This window comes from Neorhizobium sp. T25_13 (genome assembly GCF_002968675.1).
GTDB lineage: Bacteria > Pseudomonadota > Alphaproteobacteria > Rhizobiales > Rhizobiaceae > Neorhizobium > Neorhizobium tomejilense.
The window spans coordinates 373,833-391,246 of sequence record NZ_PVBI01000006.1 but is presented as its reverse complement, the minus strand read 5'-3'; the positions used below and the strand labels follow the sequence as shown (position 1 = coordinate 391,246).

The following is a 17,414-nucleotide window of genomic DNA, read 5'->3' as shown; positions in this document are numbered from 1 at the left end:
AGCGTGGGGAAGCTGCCACTCCAATTGCCTTCCGCCGAAAACAGTCTAGCCGATCTCACGCAAACAGCGCGTCGGTCACCCTCACGTCACCCACATGGATGCCGTTCCAGTTCTTCATCGGCTTGTTCGCCATCGCCATCAGGTTGGCGTGCACCTCGCCGCCCTTTTCGAAATAGCGGGCGATCAAGGCGAAGATCATCGCTTCGGCGGCGCGGGTGGTGCCGTCCTCGCATTTCACCGCCATGGCGATGCCCTGGTCCGGCAGGGCAGCGACGAAGACGCCTTCGGCTCCGGTCTTGGCAAAAATCTTGCCGGGGGCGACTTCCATCAGCTTGGTGCAGGCGCGGTTGGTGCCGGCGACGTAAAAGGGCTCGGCCATGCAGGCATCCATCAGCCGGCGCGAGGCTTTGGCACGTTCGGCCGACAGCGTGTTGCCGGTCGCCATTTTTGCAAAACCGTGGGCAAGGCCCTTCAGCGGCACCGCATAGGTGGGGATCGAGCAGCCGTCGGTGCCGCAATTCTGGTGGCCGATGATGGCGCCGGTCAGGGTTTCCATCGTGCTGCGGATTTCGGCCTGCAGCGGATGGTCGTAATCGACGTAGCCTTTCAGATCCATTCCCGTGTGCACGCAGGTGCAGACGAAGCCGGAATGTTTGCCGGAGCAGTTGTTGTGAAGTGCCGTCGGCGCCTCGATGGTGCGGGCCTGATGGATCAGCACCGCCTGTTCCGAGGACCAGTGGGCGCCGCATTCGAGCGCGCTGTCGTCGCGGCCGGCCTTGCCCAGCATCGAGGCGGCCATCGCCACATGCGCGTCCTCGCCGGAATGGGAGGCGCAGGCAAACGCCAGTTCCCGGTTTCCGAAGCCGTAAGCATCCGCCGCACCGCTTTCGATGAGCGGCAACGCCTGCATGGCCTTGCTGGCGGAACGGGGGAAAACATGCGCGTCCGCCTCGCCGAACGAGAACAGCACCTTGCCGTCGCCATCCACCACGGCGCCGAGGCCGCGGTGACGGCTTTCGACCAGATTGCCTCTAGTAACTTCGACGGTAACGGGGTTTTGCATGGTCTGTCCTGAAAATGCCGGTTTCAATGTGCCTATCGTCTGGCGATATCACAGGCTCTTAAACGAGTCCGAGGGGATTTTCATGGGGGGCCGTATGAAATCGGTTAAGCGGTTGTTTCTGGTCATCTTCATCGTCTACCTGATTCCGACCTTTGCGTCGGCCGGGTTATGGGCGATGAAGGAGCGACCGTCGGGCTGGCGCGATGCGCGATGGTCCTCGGCCGGTATATTGCCGAAGCCAGAGACGAGCAACGAAGCGGCGATCTACGTCTTCTCGGCGATGACGGGGGGCATGAAGGGCGCGGTCGCAAGCCACGCCTGGATCGTCTTCAAGGAAAAGGGCGCGAAAACCTACACGCGCTTCGACAAGGTGGGCTGGGGCAGTCCGATCCGCCGCAACGGCTATTCGCCTGACGCCTACTGGTATTCCAACACGCCGCAGCTCGTCACCTCGGTGACCGGCTCGAAGGCGGAACTGCTGATCCCCAAGATCGAGGGCGCGATCGCCGCCTACCCCTATGCCGAGCCGGGCGGCTACACGATCTGGCCGGGACCGAACTCCAACACCTTCGTCGCCCATGTGCTGCGCAGCGTGCCGGAGCTCGACGCCGTGCTGCCGCCGCACGCAGTCGGGCGCGACTATCTGCCGGATGGCGAATTCATTCATGTGGACGACGACTGGCGCGACATACACCTGACCGTGCGCGGCCTCATCGGCCTGTCTGCCGGTTTGCGCAGCGGGTTCGAGGTGCACTTCCTCGGCCTGGTCGCAGGCCTCGATTTCGCCAATCCCGGCATCAAGGTGCCGGCGCTCGGACGGGTCGGGATTTAAGATGGCAGCTATGCATGAAATGCAAAACGCCCGCGGATGCGGGCGTTCGACATAACTTCGTGTCAGATGGCGATCAGAAGCCGACGGCCTGACGCGCAACCCGGCGGATGTCGCCCTGGGCGATGCCGAGATCGCTGAGTTCGCGCGGTGTCATACGGCCCAGTTCGGCAACCGTCTGACGATACTTGCGCCAATTGTTGAGAGTGCGTGCGACGTTCATGATGGTTCCCCTTTCCTGGGATTTTCGAAGCCCAGCTGCCAGTCCTTGGCGCTCTCGTTTGCTTCGATGACGCTTATATAAGCTCATCAAACGTGCACTGAAAGCGCCCACTTAGCAGGCCACCTATGCGAGAGGCGCATGGGTGTTCTCATATTAGAAATAATGAAAAATGAAGAACCGCCAGCGCTGAAGAAAGAGCCGCGGAAATGAAAAGGCCATAAAATGGAAAAGGGCCGCTCGAGGCGACCCTTCCATGAGTTTGGTCCGGTTCAACGAACCCGGGGCGCTTCGTGAGCTCCCCGAAGGAAGATGAGGTTCAGGCCGAGGGTTGCCCCGTCAAGACCGCCACCTTTCCATTGCCCGTTACACAGACCGAAATCTCACTAGACATTGGACCACCTTCCTTTCACTACGTTGATGATGATTAAAAGGTAGGGGCCAAAGCCTGAGTCTGCAAGCCACGTTATATAAACGATCGCGAATTTAATTGAGTTGCGGAAGCGGCCTTCCGTCCCTAGAATTCGCCAGCTTCAATCGAGGCAGATTCTCCCCTTCAGCTCAGCGCCACCACGATCTTGCCGATTTCCGCCAACTTGTGGGATCGGAAATCAAGCTGCGTCCGCGATATCCAACCGGACGGAAAGCCCAACTTTCCCGGCCAATTCAACGAGCGCGTCCAGACTGAAATTTGCGATCCTGCCCCGCAGCAAGTCGTTCAGGCGGGGCTGGGTGATGCCGAGGCGAGCCGCGGCATCCTTCTGGGTCACATTCCAGTTCCGGACCTTCTGCTCGATCGCAATCAGCAGGGCCGAGCGCATGGACATATTGGCCGCTTCCGCCGGGGTGTCTTCCAGCGCGTCCCAGACATTTGAAAAGCTCTGACGTTCCATAGGTTCAATCCAATCAGATCTGCCGCAGACGTGACAGCTGCAAGGCGACTAAGCAAGCGTCACCACGATCTTGCCGATATGGCTGCTGGTTTCCATCAGCTTGTGGGCCTCGACCACCTCTGCGAACGGCAGGACGGAGTGGATGACCGGGGCGACCGTTCCGTCCTCCAGGAGTGGCCAGACCTGGGCCAGAAGATCGTCGCGGATGGCGCGTTTTTCGTCCGCGGTGCGCGGGCGCATGGTCGAGCCGGTGACCGTCAGGCGCTTGACCATTATCGGCGACAGGTTGACCTTTTCGGCGAGGTTGCCGCCGAGGAAGGCGATGATCGACAGGCAGCCGTCCTTGGCGAGAACCGAGAGGTTCTTTTCGAGATAGGCAGCGCCGATCATGTCGAGCACGACATCGACGCCCCGGCCAGCGGTTTCCGCCTTGATGACCTCGGCAAAGTCCTCGGTCCTGTAGTCGATGCCTCTCACGGCGCCGAGCTTTTCGCAGGCCTCGCATTTTTCCCTGGAGCCGGCCGTCGCGTACACCGTCGCGCCGAACGCCTTGGCGAGCTGAATGGCCGTCGTGCCGATGCCGCTGGTGCCGCCGTGGATCAGCACGCTCTCACCTTCGGTCAAGCCCGCCATCTGGAACAGATTGGCCCAGACGGTGAAGAAGGTCTCCGGTAGCGCCGCGGCTTTCACTGCGTCAAAACCCTTCGGCCAGGGCAGAGCCTGCCCCGCCGGCACGGCACAATATTCGGCATAACCGCCGCCGTTTGCGAGCCCGCAGACCTTGTCGCCAAGCTTGAATTCGCTGACGCCCTCCCCGATTGCCACCACTTCGCCTGATATTTCCAGACCGAGGATCGGGCTTGCGTCCTTCGGCGGCGGATAGGCGCCCTTGCGTTGCTGCACGTCCGGGCGGTTGATGCCGGCCGCCTCCACCTTGACCAGGATTTCGCCCGGCCGCACCGCCGGCAGCGGCCCTCTGGCAATGGTCATCACCTCCGGCTCTCCGAAGGACGGCAGATCGACGAAACGCATTTCGGTGGGAAGCGGCATGGCGGGACTCCTCTCAGTGCGGCCACCGACGGGATCGGTGATAGGCCTCCTGACTTAGGATAGTCGCCCCGCGATAGGAAGGCGGCGTTCCGCCGCCTAGGTCATTTTGTCTCGCCGAAACTTGCGAAAACCAGACCGCCATCGCTTTCCTTGGCTTCCGCCTTGACGGCGGCGATCTCCGAACCGATGCGGCCGACATCGTCGAGCAGCAGGCCCTGGGGCAGTTCGAGCACGCCGATCGAGCAGCGCAGCAGCGGGAAATCCCGCTCAGTGCCGGAACGGTCGTGGCCGCGGATCTTGCCGGCCGCGCGTTCTTCCGGGGAATAGAGTTCGACGACATCGTCATGGAAATCGGAGAGCAGGCGCTCGAGGATTTCATTGAGCTCGTCGCGGCTCCAGCCGCGTACGCCGATGAAGAAATCGTCGCCGCCGACATGACCGAGGAAATCGCCGTCGGAGAAGAAATAACGCTTCACCAAGGCTGCGAACAGCGAGATCGCATGGTCGCCCATCTGGAAGCCGTAATGATCGTTGAACGGCTTGAAGTTGTCGAAGTCGCAATAACAGAAGAAGCGGGTCTCGTCGTCGTCGCGGCCGGTTTCCTGCATGAAGTCGCGGATGGCGCGGTTGCCCGGCAGGCCGGTCAACGGGTTCTGGTCCTGGGCGATCTTCAGCTGCTTTTCGTTGACGACCTTGATCAGCGAGGCGGCGGAGACGACACCCGCATACCGCATGTTTTCGGTGAGGATGATGCAGGCGCTGTTTTCCATGTTGGCAAACAGGGTCATCAGCTCTTCGGCTTCCGCATCCAGCCCGACGATCGGGGCGCGGTCGACGAAATGCGAGATCGAGCGTTCGTAAACCTTGTTCTTCAGGAGATCGCGACCGAAGGGTTGATAGATATATTCCTTGAGGTGGTATTCGTTGATGACGCCGCGCGGCTCGCCGTTTGCATTCAGCACCGGGAAGAAAGCCTGGCGCGGATTGCGGCGGAACAGGTCGAAGACGCTGTCGATGCTCTGGTTCTCATAGACGGTCGGCAGGTGTTCGATCTGCTTGCGGATGAGGATTTCGTCGAGCGACTGGCTGGAGCGACGGGTACGGCCGATATCGGCGAGATAGGGGAAGGAGGGCTGCAGTTCGGACACGAATGTGGTCGGTCGGGCAATGAACCAGCCCTGGACGAGATCGACGCCATATTCGCGGCAGACGAGGAATTCCGCCTCCGTCTCGATGCCCTCGGCGATGACGCGGATGCCGAGCACGTGGGCGATGCTGACGATGTTCTTGACGAGGTGGCGCTTGCGCGGGTTTTTGTCGATGCCGGCGACGAAATGGCGGTCGATCTTCAGATAATCGACCGGATAGTCGCAGAGCAGTTTCATCTCGCCGTGGCCGACGCCGAAATCGTCGATCGCCAGCTTGAAGCCTTCCTTCCGCATCTGGGTGACCAGATCTGCAAATTCCGGCACGCTGGTATTGTCGAAACGCTCGGAGAATTCGAAGCAGACGGAAGACGGAGCGATATTCGCCTTGCGCAGGTGCTGCACGACCTTTTCGAGGAAATGTTTGCCGTGGCGGATCAGCCGGACATCGAGATTGAGAAACAGGGTCTGGGACGAAAAATCCGGCAGGCTGGCAAATTTCGCCAATGCCCGGGTTGCCATCATCTGTTCGAGCGCCAGAAGCTGGTTGGTCTCCTGAGCCTCATCGAGCAGTTCGAGCGGTGACGAGAAGCCTATCCGTTCCTGGCCGCGCAGCAGCGATTCATAACCGAAGACCGAACCGGTGCCGACCTCGACGATCGGCTGGAAGGCATTTTCGAGTACCAATTTTGCCAGAGTGACAAGCTGATCGCTCGCATACCGACGGAAAACGCCCGGTTCCAAGATGGCCGCAGACGACATTACTCATTACTCCACTGCGCAATGGCCTAAAACATGCCTCAACACGAACGTCAGGTTCCCAGCAATTGGTCAAAAATACCTTTCCCGAACATGAAGGCTGGATGAAAGTTTTGTGACGATGAAAAGCATTTTTATACAAGATTTTATAGACTTAGCGGCAACCTCTGCGTGCCTCAGGACTTGGCCGCAAGCGCTACCGCGACCAGGGCCCAGCCCTGCATCGTGAGGTCGATCGCGAGGAACAGGCCGAGGATCCAAAGGCTATTCACCGGCCAGCCGAGCGCGATCACCAGGCCCGGCAAGCGCCGTTAGGACGCCGCCGAAAATGATCCAGCCGGAACCGCGCATCGGCCGCATCAACGGGTCAACGGGTCAACGGATCGATCATGCGGCATCGTGGAGCGGGCGGGCGCGCTCGATCCGCTCGATCTCCCTGGGGTCATGCATGGCTGTCCAGAGATCGTTACGCCGCTGGATATTCAGCCAGAAATCCGGGCTGTTGCCGAATACCCGCGCCAGAATGAGTGCGGTCGGTGCGGTCACGCTCCGGCGGTCGTTGCAGAGTTCATTGACGTGCTTGCGCTGCACTCCCATGGCTTCCGCCAGCGCCGCCTGCGTAAGGCTCATCGGCACCATGAATTCTTCGACGAGGATTTCGCCGACCGTTACTGGTTTACGCTTGGTCGTCAGCATGCTCATGTTGAGTCACCTGCGCTTTTGGAACAGGAAGGTTCGCAAACTATCCTTGATTGCTGACACGATCAAAAATAACTCAAATCACTGAAGGAATCTAAGGCAAAATCGAAATGATGATAGCCGAGCGACGACGCATGACGCCCCGCCTCCTCAAAAGCGCTGCCATTGCAGGTGGTGACGTATCGCGGCCCATCCGCGGCAGTGCACGCGGCTGGATCCTCGGGTCAAGCCCGAGGATGACGACGGAGAGGCCCCGGGATGACGACGGAGAGGCCCGAGGATGACCATTAAGAGGGAGGTGCGACAGATGCCCAAAGAGACCTCTGAGCGAATTGCAATGTTTCCTATTTCGCCGATCGATCCCACGCGCTCCGTCATCCTCGGGCTTGACCCGAGGATCCATGCCCCACCGAGCGGCATGCTATCGCCCACGGCATGCGTGAAAATCTGTGCCTTGGGCGCCCATGTCGACATTTGAGGACAGCATGACCAAACCCAATATCCTCATCGTCATGGTCGACCAGTTGAACGGGACGCTGTTTCCTGACGGGCCGGCTTCGTTCCTGCATGCGCCGAACCTCAAGGCGCTTGCCGCGCGTGGCGCGCGGTTTGTCAACAACTACACGTCGTCGCCGCTCTGCGCGCCGGCGCGTGCCTCGTTCATGGCCGGGCAGTTGCCGAGCCGGACGCAGGTCTATGACAATGCCGCCGAATACGTCTCGTCGATCCCGACCTTCGCGCATCACCTGCGCCGGGCCGGTTATTACACGGCGCTTTCGGGAAAGATGCATTTCGTCGGGCCGGACCAGCTGCACGGGTTCGAGGACCGGCTGACGACCGATATCTATCCCGCCGATTTCGGCTGGACGCCGGATTACCGCAAGCCGGGAGAGCGCATCGACTGGTGGTATCACAATCTCGGTTCGGTGACCGGCGCGGGCGTCGCCGAAATCACCAACCAGATGGAATATGACGACGAGGTCGCCTTTCTCGCCAACCAGAAGCTCTATCACCTCGCCCGCGAGCGGGACGATGCGGAGCGGCGACCCTGGGCGCTGACCGTCTCCTTCACCCATCCGCACGACCCCTATGTGGCGCGGAAGAAGTTCTGGGATCTCTACGAGGATTGCGAGCACCTGCTGCCGGAAGTCGGGCCGATCCCGCTCGAAGACCAGGACCCGCATTCGAAGCGGATCATCTTCTCCTGCGACTACAAGAACTTCGACGTAACGGAAGAAAATGTCCGCCGCTCGCGGAGAGCCTATTTCGCCAACATCTCCTATATCGACGAGAAGGTCGGCGAGCTGGTCGACACGCTGACGCGGACGCGGATGCTGGATGACACGCTGATCCTGTTCTGCTCCGACCATGGCGACATGCTGGGCGAGCGCGGACTGTGGTTCAAGATGAACTTCTTCGAGGGCTCGGCCCGCGTGCCGCTGATGATCGCCGGTCCCGGCGTGCCCGCTGCCCTGCATCTGGCGCCGGTCTCCAACCTCGACGTGACGCCGACGCTCTGCGACCTCGCCGGCATTTCGATGGACGAGATCAAGCCCTGGACGGATGGCGAGAGCCTGAAGCCGATGATGGAGGGCGTTCCGCGCACGAGCCCGGTGCTGATGGAATATGCCGCCGAAGGCTCCTATGCGCCGCTCGTCGCCATCCGCGAGGGCAAGTGGAAATATGTCCATTGCCTGCTCGATCCGGACCAGCTGTTCGACCTGGAAAGCGATCCCCAAGAGCTCAATAACCTCGCCGACGATCCGGACCTTGCCGAAGTGGTTGCTCAGTTCCAGCGCCAGCGCGAAGAGCGGTGGGACATGGGTGCCTTCGACGCGGCGGTGCGTGAAAGCCAGGCGCGGCGATGGGTGGTCTACGAAGCGTTGCGCAACGGCGCCTATTACCCCTGGGACCACCAGCCCTTGCAGAAAGCATCGGAGCGCTACATGCGCAATCACATGAACCTCGACAATCTCGAAGAGTCCAAACGCTACCCGCGCGGAGAATGAGATGAAAGCCCAGCCGATCGCCAGCCATTTCATCGATGGCGAATATGTCGAGGATACCGACGGCACCGTCATCGAAAGCCTCTATCCGGCGACAGGAGAGGTGATCGCGCGGCTGCATGCGGCGACGCCCGCGATCGTCGAGAGGGCGATTGCTGCCGCCAAGCGCGCCCAGCCGGAATGGGCGGCCATGAGCCCGACCGCCCGCGGCCGCATCCTCAAGCGCGCCGCCGACATCATGCGGGAGCGCAACCGCGAGCTTTCCGAACTGGAGACTCTCGATACGGGCAAGCCGATCCAGGAAACAATCGTCGCCGACCCGACATCGGGGGCCGACAGCTTCGAATTCTTCGGGGGTATCGCAGCGGCAGGACTCAACGGTAGCTACATCCCGCTGGGGCAGGACTTTGCCTATACGAAACGGGTGCCTCTGGGCGTTTGCGTCGGCATCGGCGCCTGGAACTATCCGCAGCAGATCGCCTGCTGGAAAGGTGCGCCGGCGCTGATCTGCGGCAATGCCATGGTGTTCAAGCCCTCGGAAAACACACCGCTCGGGGCGCTAAAGATTGCCGAAATTCTCATGGAAGCCGGGTTGCCGAAGGGGCTCTACAACGTCATCCAGGGCGACCGGACGACCGGGCCGCTGCTCACCAACCATCCGGATGTCGCCAAGGTGTCGCTGACCGGCTCGGTGCCGACCGGCCGCAAGGTGGCGGCGGCTGCGGCCGGGAGCCTCAAGCATGTGACGATGGAACTCGGGGGCAAGTCGCCGCTGATCGTCTTCGACGACGCAGACATCGACTCGGCGGTCGGCGGGGCGATGCTCGGCAATTTCTATTCGACCGGCCAGGTCTGCTCCAACGGCACCCGCGTCTTCGTGCAAAGGAGCATCAAGGAGACATTCCTCTCCCGCCTCAAGGCACGCACCGAAAACATGGTGATCGGCGATCCGATGGACGAGGCGACCCAGATCGGCCCGATGGTCTCCTTCGACCAGCGCCAGAAGGTGATGAGCTATATCGAAAAGGGCAAGGTCGAGGGTGCCACGCTCGTCACCGGCGGCGGCATTCCGAACCACGTCACCGGCGAAGGTTATTACGTGCAGCCGACCGTGTTTGCCGATGTCACCGACGAGATGACGATCGCGCGCGAGGAGATTTTCGGGCCTGTCATGTGCGTGCTCGATTTCGACGACGAGGCCGAGGTGATCGCGCGCGCCAACGGCACCGAATTCGGCCTTTCGGGCGGGGTATTCACGTCCGATCTGACGCGCGGCCATCGGGTGGCGGATCAGCTCGAGGCCGGCACGCTTTGGATCAATACCTACAATCTCTGCCCGGTCGAAATCCCCTTCGGCGGCTCCAAGCAATCCGGCTTCGGACGCGAAAATTCGCTGGCGGCGCTGGAGCACTATTCCGAGCTGAAGACTGTCTATGTGGGCATGGGCAAGGTCGAGGCGCCGTATTGATGTTCACCACGGCTGTCGTCGCGCTGGCACGACACGACCTCAAAAAGATGTCTGGAGAACACTGACATGCTTCAGGCAGACTTCGTCATCATCGGTTCCGGGTCCGCAGGCTCCGCCATGGCCTACCGCCTGTCGGAGGACGGCAAACATTCGGTGATCGTCATCGAGGCGGGAGGATCCGATTTCGGGCCGTTCATCCAGATGCCGGGGGCGCTCGCCTGGCCGATGAGCATGAAGCGCTACAACTGGGGTTATCTTTCCGAGCCCGAACCGAACCTCAACAACCGCCGCATCACCGCACCGCGCGGGAAGGTGATCGGCGGGTCGTCGTCGATCAACGGGCTTGTCTATGTCCGGGGGCACGCCGAGGACTATAACCGCTGGGAGGAGCTGGGTGCGACCGGCTGGGCCTATGCGGACGTCCTGCCCTATTTCAAGCGCATGGAGCATTCTCATGGCGGCGAAGAAGGCTGGCGCGGCACGGACGGGCCACTGCATGTAAAGCGTGGGCCGGTGACCAATCCGCTCTTCCACGCTTTCATCCAGGCGGGCTCCCAGGCCGGTTTCGAGATGACGCAGGATTATAACGGCTCGAAACAGGAAGGTTTCGGGCTGATGGAGCAGACGATCCATAACGGCCGGCGCTGGTCTGCCGCCAACGCCTATCTGCGGCCGGCGCTGAAGCGCAAGAATGTCGAACTGATCTATGGGCTGGCGCAGAAGATCGTCATCGAGAATGGCCGCGCCGTCGGCGTCGAGATTTTTCGCCGCGGCGTCAACGAGACGATCAGGGCCAACCGCGAGGTGATCGTTTCGGCCTCCTCCTTCAATTCTCCGAAACTGCTGATGCTCTCCGGCATCGGGCCGGCGGACCATCTGAAGGAGATGGGCATCGAAGTCACGGCCGACCGGCCGGGTGTCGGCGCCAACCTGCAGGACCATATGGAATTCTATTTCCAGCAGGTTTCGACCAAGCCGGTATCGCTCTATTCCTGGCTGCCCTGGTTCTGGCAGGGCGTGGTCGGCGCGCAGTGGCTGCTGTCGAAGGGCGGCCTCGGCGCCTCCAACCAGTTCGAGGCCTGCGCCTTCCTGCGCTCAAGCGCCGGTCTCACGCAGCCTGATATTCAATACCATTTCTTGCCGGTGGCGATCTCCTACGACGGCCGCGCGGCGGCGAAAAGCCACGGCTTCCAGGTGCATGTCGGCTACAACCTGTCGAAATCACGCGGAAGCGTGGCGCTGCGTTCGCCCGATCCGAAGGTGGATCCGGTAATCCGCTTCAACTACATGAGCCATCCCGAAGACTGGGAGAAGTTCCGCCATTGCGTGCGGCTGACCCGCGAGATCTTTTCCCAGAAGGCATTCGACCAGTATCGCGGGCCGGAAATCCAGCCGGGCGAACAGGTCGAGACGGACGACCAAATCGACGCGTTCCTGCGCGAGCACCTGGAAAGCGCCTATCACCCCTGCGGCACCTGCCGCATGGGCCGCGCCGACGATCCTCTTGCGGTGGTGGACCCGGAGTGCCGGGTGATCGGGGTGGAGGCCTTAAGGGTCGCGGACTCGTCGATCTTCCCGCATGTGACCTACGGCAACCTCAACGGCCCCTCGATCATGACCGGCGAAAAGGCGGCCGATCATATCCTCGGCAAGACGCCCCTGCCCCGCAGCAATCAGGAGCCCTGGGTCAATCCGCGGGCGATGGTGAGTGATCGGTGATCAGTGGTAGTCTTCTTCGCGCTGATGACGGACTGCGGCGATGGTGACAGTCTTGTCATTGTCGATCCTGAAGAGGACGATATAGCCGGATGAGCCGAAGGGAACCAGAAGTTCTCTGAGAAACGCATTTTCTCCGGGCGCTTTGCGACAGCTGAACGGAAACTCCTCAAGCAACTCCATTGATTTCGCAATCGCGTCGAGCGCGCGGGCCGCCGCCTCCTCATCGCGATCAAGCATAAATGCATAGAGGCGTTTCAGATCTCCACGCGCCCTCTCTGTCAGCCTGATCGCATATGTCATTTAGAGCGTTTCTCAGCTCGTTTGGCATCGAGCATGCTCTTCAGTTCGCCAAGAACCTCTTCAGAGGAATAGTAGACGCCTGTTCGTTCCGCCTCAGCCAGCGAAGCAAGCCCCCTTGCGATAAATTCGGCCTGCGTCTGCCTATAGTTGATCTGAGCCCGCAACGAGTTCTCGACGAAAGCAGAAAGCGTTTCGCCCTCTTTCAGCACACTCTCGGCTGCGGCACGCAGTTCCGGATCGACGCGCAGAGAAGGAATGGTCGCAGTTTTCATATCTTCACCCCATGCATTGCAATTGCGATGCAGTGTGCTTCAGACGTTTGAATTAATCAAGACGTCTACAAAAACCCGATCCATCTGCCGGCGATCACCGCGCTGATCCAGATCACGATCGAGAGGATGGCGGAAAACCGAAGTGCCGTCGTCGGCGCGTTGCCGGCGAGCACCGTCCGCCATCCGGAATTGAAATGAACAATGGCAACGTTCAGAAGGCCGAGCGCCACCAAGCCGAGCTTGGCGAGGAAAGCCGGGTTGCGGACATATTCCAGCGGCCGCACCGAGAACAGGCAGAGGCCGGTAACGATGGCAATCAGGACGCCGGCGCCGGCCAAGCGTGACAGGTAGGGCGCGATCGCGGCAAGCGGGACGACCGGGGCCAGGCCGAGCAACCGGAGATCCAGCGCCAGGATGGCGCCGAACAGCATGCCGATGCCGAGGATGTGCGCAGCGTTGACCAGAAGATAGAGCGTCGAAGACGTGATCAGCGCCCGTGCGAGCGGCGTTTCGACAAGCGACGCGAGAAATTCCATGCCCGCCTCAGTTGGTCTTGATGCGTTCCGGATAGATGTCGAAGGTCTTGCCGGAGACGACGATCCGGACTGCCTTCATGCGTTTTTCACTGCGGTCTTCGGAGCGGTTGCCGGTTGCGGTGATTTGGTCGCCGACCTTGGCCTGCCCTTCGACGAAGCCGGAGCGCTGGGTCTGATTGGGATTGCCGAGCTCGACGCGCCAGACGCCGTCTTCGGCTCTGATCTCGAGTGTCGGATGCGGCGGCGCGAACGAAATCGACTGGATCGTACCCTTGAGGTCTATCTGGTCGGCTTCCGCCCAGGACCAGCCGTGATGGGCAACGGCAGTGCCGGCGAGCGATGCGGCGATCATGGTGCCGGCTAGAATGCGGGCGATCGAAAGGCGGGGCATGACGGCTCTCCTCTGTTCCGGATCATATGCCGGAGATGTAGGATGCCTTACCGAATAACCAGAGGTTTCACCGTTTCTTGAACGTCAGCCCGCTATCGACGCTCAGTTGGTCGCCATCAGCGCCACGGCCCTGTCGACGATCAGGCGGTTGAGGGCGCGGTAGTCGCCATCGAAATGGTGGCCGCCTTCGCGGGCGAGAACCTGGGTGCCGCGGATCTCCCGGACTGCCGGGCAGGCGCTGCCATCTTCTTTCAGGCCGTAGATGCACTGGATCTTGGACGGCTCGACCTCGCGAAGATCGTCGACCGGATCGCCGTATTTGCCATGGCCTGCAAACCCGAGCCAGCCGGTCACGTTGATCTCAAAATCCGCCTGGTGTGACAGCGCCAGAAGCGAGATGAGCGAGATCGCCTGCTTGTCGGCATCCGGCAGCAGCCGGTAGGTGGCCGGCAGGATATCGGCACCGAAGGAATATCCGATCAGCAGGACGTTATCGACGTTCCAGCGTTTGCGGTAGGAACTGATGATACGGGAAAGGTCGGCTGCGGTCTGTTCCGGAGTTCGCTCGGTCCAGAAATAGCGCAATGCATCGACGCCAACGACCGGGATGCCTTCTTCCTTCAGATAGGCGCCGAGCTGCTGGTCGATATCGCGCCAGCCGCCGTCGCCGGAATAGATGATCGCCATGGTGTTGTGCTTCGGCGTCGCATGGATCGGCACGATCGGCAGATTGAGTGGCGAAGCGGACTGGGCGAGCCGCCGGACGGTGGCCGATGTATTCTCCAGCAGGGCCACATCCGCGGCCCCAGCCGTTTCCCGGTACTCGATCGCGGGATGGGTGTTTTTCAGATTTTCCGTGTGGATGCGGCCCGCCGCGTCGGCCTTGGGGGTGAACACGATCCGGACGGGATTGGGGAGATCGCCTTCGGTCAGGCCGTAGACCGTGCCGTCGGTGACCGGCGTCTTCGGCGCCGGAGTGCAGAGGATGGTCGACAGCGGAATGGCAGTCTGCGGGTCGATGGCAAGCGTCTCGGCGATCGTCGAATCAGGCGTCTGGGCGGCGATGGCGAGCGCCAGCGTACCGCCGTCGCCAATGCCTGCCACGACCGGCGGATAGTAGGTGGCGATATCGGCCGAGCGGTGCAGCTGGCGCGTCACGTCTTCAATGTCGGAAACCAGGTAAAGGCAGTCGCTCCGCTCTTCCTCGAGCGCCGCATAATAATCGCGAATATCCACGCCGACCACCATGGCACCGTCCCTGACCAAGGCCTCGGACGTGCGTTCCTCGCGGTCCGACCACCCCTCGCCGCCCGAAAGCAGCACCACGACCCCAGTCGCCTTGGCTTCGGGAAAAGAAATCCGGTCGATCGGCAGGCTTTTGGCCTTCAGGGCCGGGTCGGAGACGATATTGACGATGGCAGCGACGAAGGTGATGCCTGCAACAATGATCGGCAGAACCTTCATCTGCGAAGGATGCCCTTCAGCCCGCCGCCGATCAGCATGGTAACGTCGACCAGTGAAACGATTGGCAGGCCACGGCCGGAGACAGCGATGTAACGCGGCTGCCATTCCGGATCGAACTTGTCCTTGAACAACCTCACGCCGCGGAAATTGTAGAAACGCTCGCCATTCTGGAAGATGCGCTCGCCCACGTGGTTCCAGAGCGGCGCCTTGCTGTGGGTCGAAAGGCCGGCAAGCGGCGCCATGCCGAGGTTGAGGGTGCGAAAGCCTGCAGCCCTCAAATGCTCCATGATCCTCACGAACAGCAAGACCATCATACCCTGATGAGCATTCGGCAGGTGGCGCATCAGGTCAATGCAGGCGTCCCCGGCGGAGCCGGTCGAAAGGACGTTGGCGAATGCAACAATCTTGCCCTCGATGCGGATGACGCCAACCGGGCCGGTCGCCACGTATTGAGGCTGGAAGGTTCCGAGCGAAAAGCCTTTTTCCGTGGCATTCTGGGCCGTCAGCCAGGCACGGGAGACGGACCGGAGTTCATCGAGAACGGCGGGCACGTCATCTGCCTCGATCATCGAAAACTCAAGGCCATCGCGAACCGCGCGGTTGACGGCGCGCCGAAGCCTGATCCGAGTGCCACCCTTGAGGTCGAAGTTCGCCAGGTCAACCACCGCCTGTTCGCCGAGCTTGTAGGGCTTCAACCCGGATTCGACGGTGAGCGGCAGGAAATCCTGGGAGACCTGATAGAAAATGGCGCGGCAACCCGACTTGCGGGCATGTTCCATGAATTTCAGCGTCAGGCCGGACCAGGCGCTGCCGGGGCCGATGGGATCGAACAGCGCCACCCAGGAACGGCCCCGCTGGGCGTACATGATGAACGCGTTGCCGCAATCGGAAAATAGCAGCTTCTTGTCGCCGAGGCGTACGAGACCGGCGCTCGCATTCGGCTGGGTGGCGAGGATTTCGACGGCGCGGTTCATTTCGTCGCTCGCCGGCGGCTTGCGGCAGCGCCGCGGGCGCCGCAGCCGGTTCGTGGCAAGCGTGCCGATCAGGAGCGTCAGCGCCAGGCCGGTCGGCGCTTGGATATTGGTGTTCGACAGAAGCAGGCTCCAGCCGAGCCTCACCAGATTTTCCTCGAGGAAAACACTCACGCCAAGCGCGATCACGAACAGAACGAAACCGAAAGACAGGAGAATGCTCGTATCGGGAGTCAGGCGATCAATCAGCACCCTCCCCATGGAGATGGCCGACTGTGCCGACTGTTTTGCGGGCGAGCCGGCGACCGGCTCGGAGGGTTCTTCGAGGTGGGCAATGTCTGCCATAGGTTATCCGTCGCGGAAATAAGCGTTAGGCCTGCATTTCGTCAGAGCTTGCGCCCAAAAGGTTCTTACCTGTTCTGTGCCAATCAACAATTGACACATATCAATTTTGAAAAACTTTCCGTGATTAAGGTAAAAACGCCACGCAACAACGGCGCGTGCACTGCGATTTCAGTGGCACCGCATATGCCGCAGCGTGTAACGGGCGGCTAACGTCATCTTGAGGCTGCGGAAACGCTATTTGCGGAAAACCTTCCAGCGTGTCGGACGGAAGCGCGTTTCACTGCCGAGCTCGATCGGCGCATGCAGCGGGACCTCCACCTCGACGTGATACGGCGCGTGGCCGTCATTGGCGATGTCGATCTCGGCGATGCGGGTGCCGGCGAGGCGACGGCAGGCGGTGACCTTGCCGAACAGCGCATCAGGCGCATCGACAAGCGTCACGTCTTCCGGCCGGAAGAACAGTTCCCCTGCCCCGTCACCCGCCTCCGCAATGCCGATCGGCTGGCCCTGGAAAAGCGTGGTGCCGTCTTTCACCTCGACCGGGAGCTGCGAGGATTCGCCGATGAAGGAGAAAACGAAGGGAGAGCCCGGCCGGTCATAGACGTCGTCGGCCGATCCGACCTGCTCGATTTTGCCCTGGCTCATGACCACGACGCGATCGGCAAGTTCCAGCGCCTCTTCCTGGTCATGGGTGACGAAGACGGTGGTGTGGCCGGTGCGGTCGTGAAATTCCCGCAGCCAGCGGCGCAATTCCTTGCGCACCTTGGCGTCGAGCGCGCCAAACGGTTCGTCGAGCAGCAGGATGCGCGGCTCGATCGCCATGGCGCGGGCAAGTGCGACGCGCTGGCGCTGGCCGCCGGAGAGCTGGTTCGGATAACGCTTCTCGAGCCCGCCGAGCTGGACCATGTCCAGGAGTTCGGAGACGCGGCGGCGGATTTCCGTCTTCGGCGGGCGGCTGGCGGTTGGCCGGACCTTGAGGCCAAAGCCGATATTCTCGGCGACCGTCATATGCCGGAACAGCGCATAATGCTGGAAGACGAACCCGACATTGCGCTCCTGCACGGAATGGTGCGACGCGTCCTGATCACCGAAGAAGATCTTTCCCGATGTCGGGAAATCGAGGCCGGCGATCAGGCGCAAGAGCGTCGTCTTGCCGGAGCCCGAGGGACCGAGCAGCGCGATCAGTTCGCCGGAGGCGATCTTGAGCGACACGTCGTTCAGCGCCGGGAAACGCTCGAATTCCTTGCGGATATTGTTGATGGTGACTTCCATCTGGTCTTTGAC

At 61.3% G+C, this 17,414-nt stretch carries 17 protein-coding genes and 1 pseudogene; 4 read left to right on the top strand and 14 right to left on the bottom strand.

Annotated features, from left to right (window positions below; genetic code table 11):
* Positions 1 to 55: 55 nt before the first annotated feature.
* Positions 56 to 1,063 carry an asparaginase gene (locus C5J22_RS17045; RefSeq protein WP_105439162.1) on the bottom strand — a complete coding sequence of 336 codons (1,008 nt, stop codon included), beginning with the start codon at positions 1,061 to 1,063 and terminating at the stop codon, positions 56 to 58.
* Between the two features lie 94 nt (positions 1,064 to 1,157).
* Here C5J22_RS17045 and C5J22_RS17040 point away from each other — a divergent pair, with 94 nt between their 5' ends.
* Entirely contained in the window at positions 1,158 to 1,895 is a 738-nt protein-coding gene (locus tag C5J22_RS17040; RefSeq protein WP_105439161.1) for a DUF3750 domain-containing protein, read from the top strand.
* A 73-nt stretch (positions 1,896 to 1,968) separates the two neighbouring features.
* On the opposite strand, the gene C5J22_RS17035 is transcribed toward C5J22_RS17040, so the two are convergent.
* The 6 genes and pseudogenes from C5J22_RS17035 to C5J22_RS17010 form a co-directional block, all read right to left on the bottom strand.
* Positions 1,969 to 2,115: a DUF1127 domain-containing protein gene (locus tag C5J22_RS17035; RefSeq protein ID WP_065814765.1), complete on the bottom strand. Its 147-nt coding sequence runs from the start codon at positions 2,113 to 2,115 to the stop codon at positions 1,969 to 1,971.
* A gap of 608 nt (positions 2,116 to 2,723) precedes the next feature.
* Positions 2,724 to 3,005, bottom strand: coding sequence for a helix-turn-helix domain-containing protein (locus C5J22_RS17030; protein WP_038540835.1), 282 nt, complete (start codon positions 3,003 to 3,005; stop codon positions 2,724 to 2,726).
* A gap of 48 nt (positions 3,006 to 3,053) precedes the next feature.
* Positions 3,054 to 4,055: an NAD(P)H-quinone oxidoreductase gene (locus tag C5J22_RS17025; RefSeq protein ID WP_105439160.1), complete on the bottom strand. Its 1,002-nt coding sequence runs from the start codon at positions 4,053 to 4,055 to the stop codon at positions 3,054 to 3,056.
* A gap of 101 nt (positions 4,056 to 4,156) precedes the next feature.
* A complete protein-coding gene (locus C5J22_RS17020; RefSeq protein ID WP_105439159.1) occupies positions 4,157 to 5,962 on the bottom strand; it encodes a bifunctional diguanylate cyclase/phosphodiesterase in 1,806 nt (601 codons plus the stop codon).
* Between the two features lie 173 nt (positions 5,963 to 6,135).
* Positions 6,136 to 6,319: pseudogene (locus C5J22_RS17015) on the bottom strand (HdeD family acid-resistance protein); the annotation flags it as partial.
* Positions 6,320 to 6,346: 27 nt separating this feature from the next.
* On the bottom strand, positions 6,347 to 6,655 hold the full coding sequence (locus tag C5J22_RS17010) for a HigA family addiction module antitoxin (RefSeq protein ID WP_105439211.1): 309 nt from the start codon (positions 6,653 to 6,655) through the stop codon (positions 6,347 to 6,349).
* Between the two features lie 488 nt (positions 6,656 to 7,143).
* Between C5J22_RS17010 and betC the strand changes: the two genes are divergently transcribed.
* From betC to betA, 3 genes are all read left to right on the top strand, one after another.
* Complete coding sequence (gene betC / locus C5J22_RS17000) at positions 7,144 to 8,667, top strand: choline-sulfatase (protein WP_105439157.1); 1,524 nt, start codon at positions 7,144 to 7,146, stop codon at positions 8,665 to 8,667.
* Position 8,668: 1 nt separating this feature from the next.
* A complete protein-coding gene (gene betB, locus C5J22_RS16995; protein ID WP_105439156.1) occupies positions 8,669 to 10,132 on the top strand; it encodes a betaine-aldehyde dehydrogenase in 1,464 nt (487 codons plus the stop codon).
* Between the two features lie 66 nt (positions 10,133 to 10,198).
* Complete coding sequence (gene betA, locus C5J22_RS16990) at positions 10,199 to 11,851, top strand: choline dehydrogenase (RefSeq protein WP_105439155.1); 1,653 nt, start codon at positions 10,199 to 10,201, stop codon at positions 11,849 to 11,851.
* Here betA and C5J22_RS16985 read toward each other — a convergent pair whose 3' ends face one another.
* The 7 genes from C5J22_RS16985 to C5J22_RS16955 all read right to left on the bottom strand — a co-directional run bounded on the left by C5J22_RS16985 (position 11,852) and on the right by C5J22_RS16955 (position 17,402).
* Positions 11,852 to 12,151, bottom strand: coding sequence for a type II toxin-antitoxin system RelE/ParE family toxin (locus C5J22_RS16985; protein WP_105439154.1), 300 nt, complete (start codon positions 12,149 to 12,151; stop codon positions 11,852 to 11,854).
* Complete coding sequence (locus C5J22_RS16980) at positions 12,148 to 12,423, bottom strand: YlcI/YnfO family protein (protein ID WP_105439153.1); 276 nt, start codon at positions 12,421 to 12,423, stop codon at positions 12,148 to 12,150. The genes C5J22_RS16985 and C5J22_RS16980 overlap by 4 nt, the downstream gene beginning before the upstream one ends.
* Before the next feature lie 65 nt (positions 12,424 to 12,488).
* The gene (locus C5J22_RS16975) at positions 12,489 to 12,959 is read right to left on the bottom strand and encodes a DUF6644 family protein (RefSeq protein ID WP_105439152.1); all 471 of its coding nucleotides are present in this window, start codon (positions 12,957 to 12,959) and stop codon (positions 12,489 to 12,491) included.
* Positions 12,960 to 12,966: 7 nt separating this feature from the next.
* The gene (locus C5J22_RS16970) at positions 12,967 to 13,350 is read right to left on the bottom strand and encodes a DUF6152 family protein (RefSeq protein ID WP_046664480.1); all 384 of its coding nucleotides are present in this window, start codon (positions 13,348 to 13,350) and stop codon (positions 12,967 to 12,969) included.
* A 102-nt stretch (positions 13,351 to 13,452) separates the two neighbouring features.
* On the bottom strand, positions 13,453 to 14,814 hold the full coding sequence (locus C5J22_RS16965; RefSeq protein ID WP_172746660.1) for a virulence factor family protein: 1,362 nt from the start codon (positions 14,812 to 14,814) through the stop codon (positions 13,453 to 13,455).
* Positions 14,811 to 16,130, bottom strand: a complete 1,320-nt coding sequence (locus C5J22_RS16960) for a phosphatidylglycerol lysyltransferase domain-containing protein (RefSeq protein WP_105439150.1) — start codon at positions 16,128 to 16,130, stop codon at positions 14,811 to 14,813. Before C5J22_RS16960 ends, C5J22_RS16965 begins: the two co-directional genes overlap by 4 nt.
* A gap of 234 nt (positions 16,131 to 16,364) precedes the next feature.
* Positions 16,365 to 17,402, bottom strand: coding sequence for a sulfate/molybdate ABC transporter ATP-binding protein (locus tag C5J22_RS16955; protein ID WP_105439149.1), 1,038 nt, complete (start codon positions 17,400 to 17,402; stop codon positions 16,365 to 16,367).
* Positions 17,403 to 17,414 lie beyond the last annotated feature (12 nt).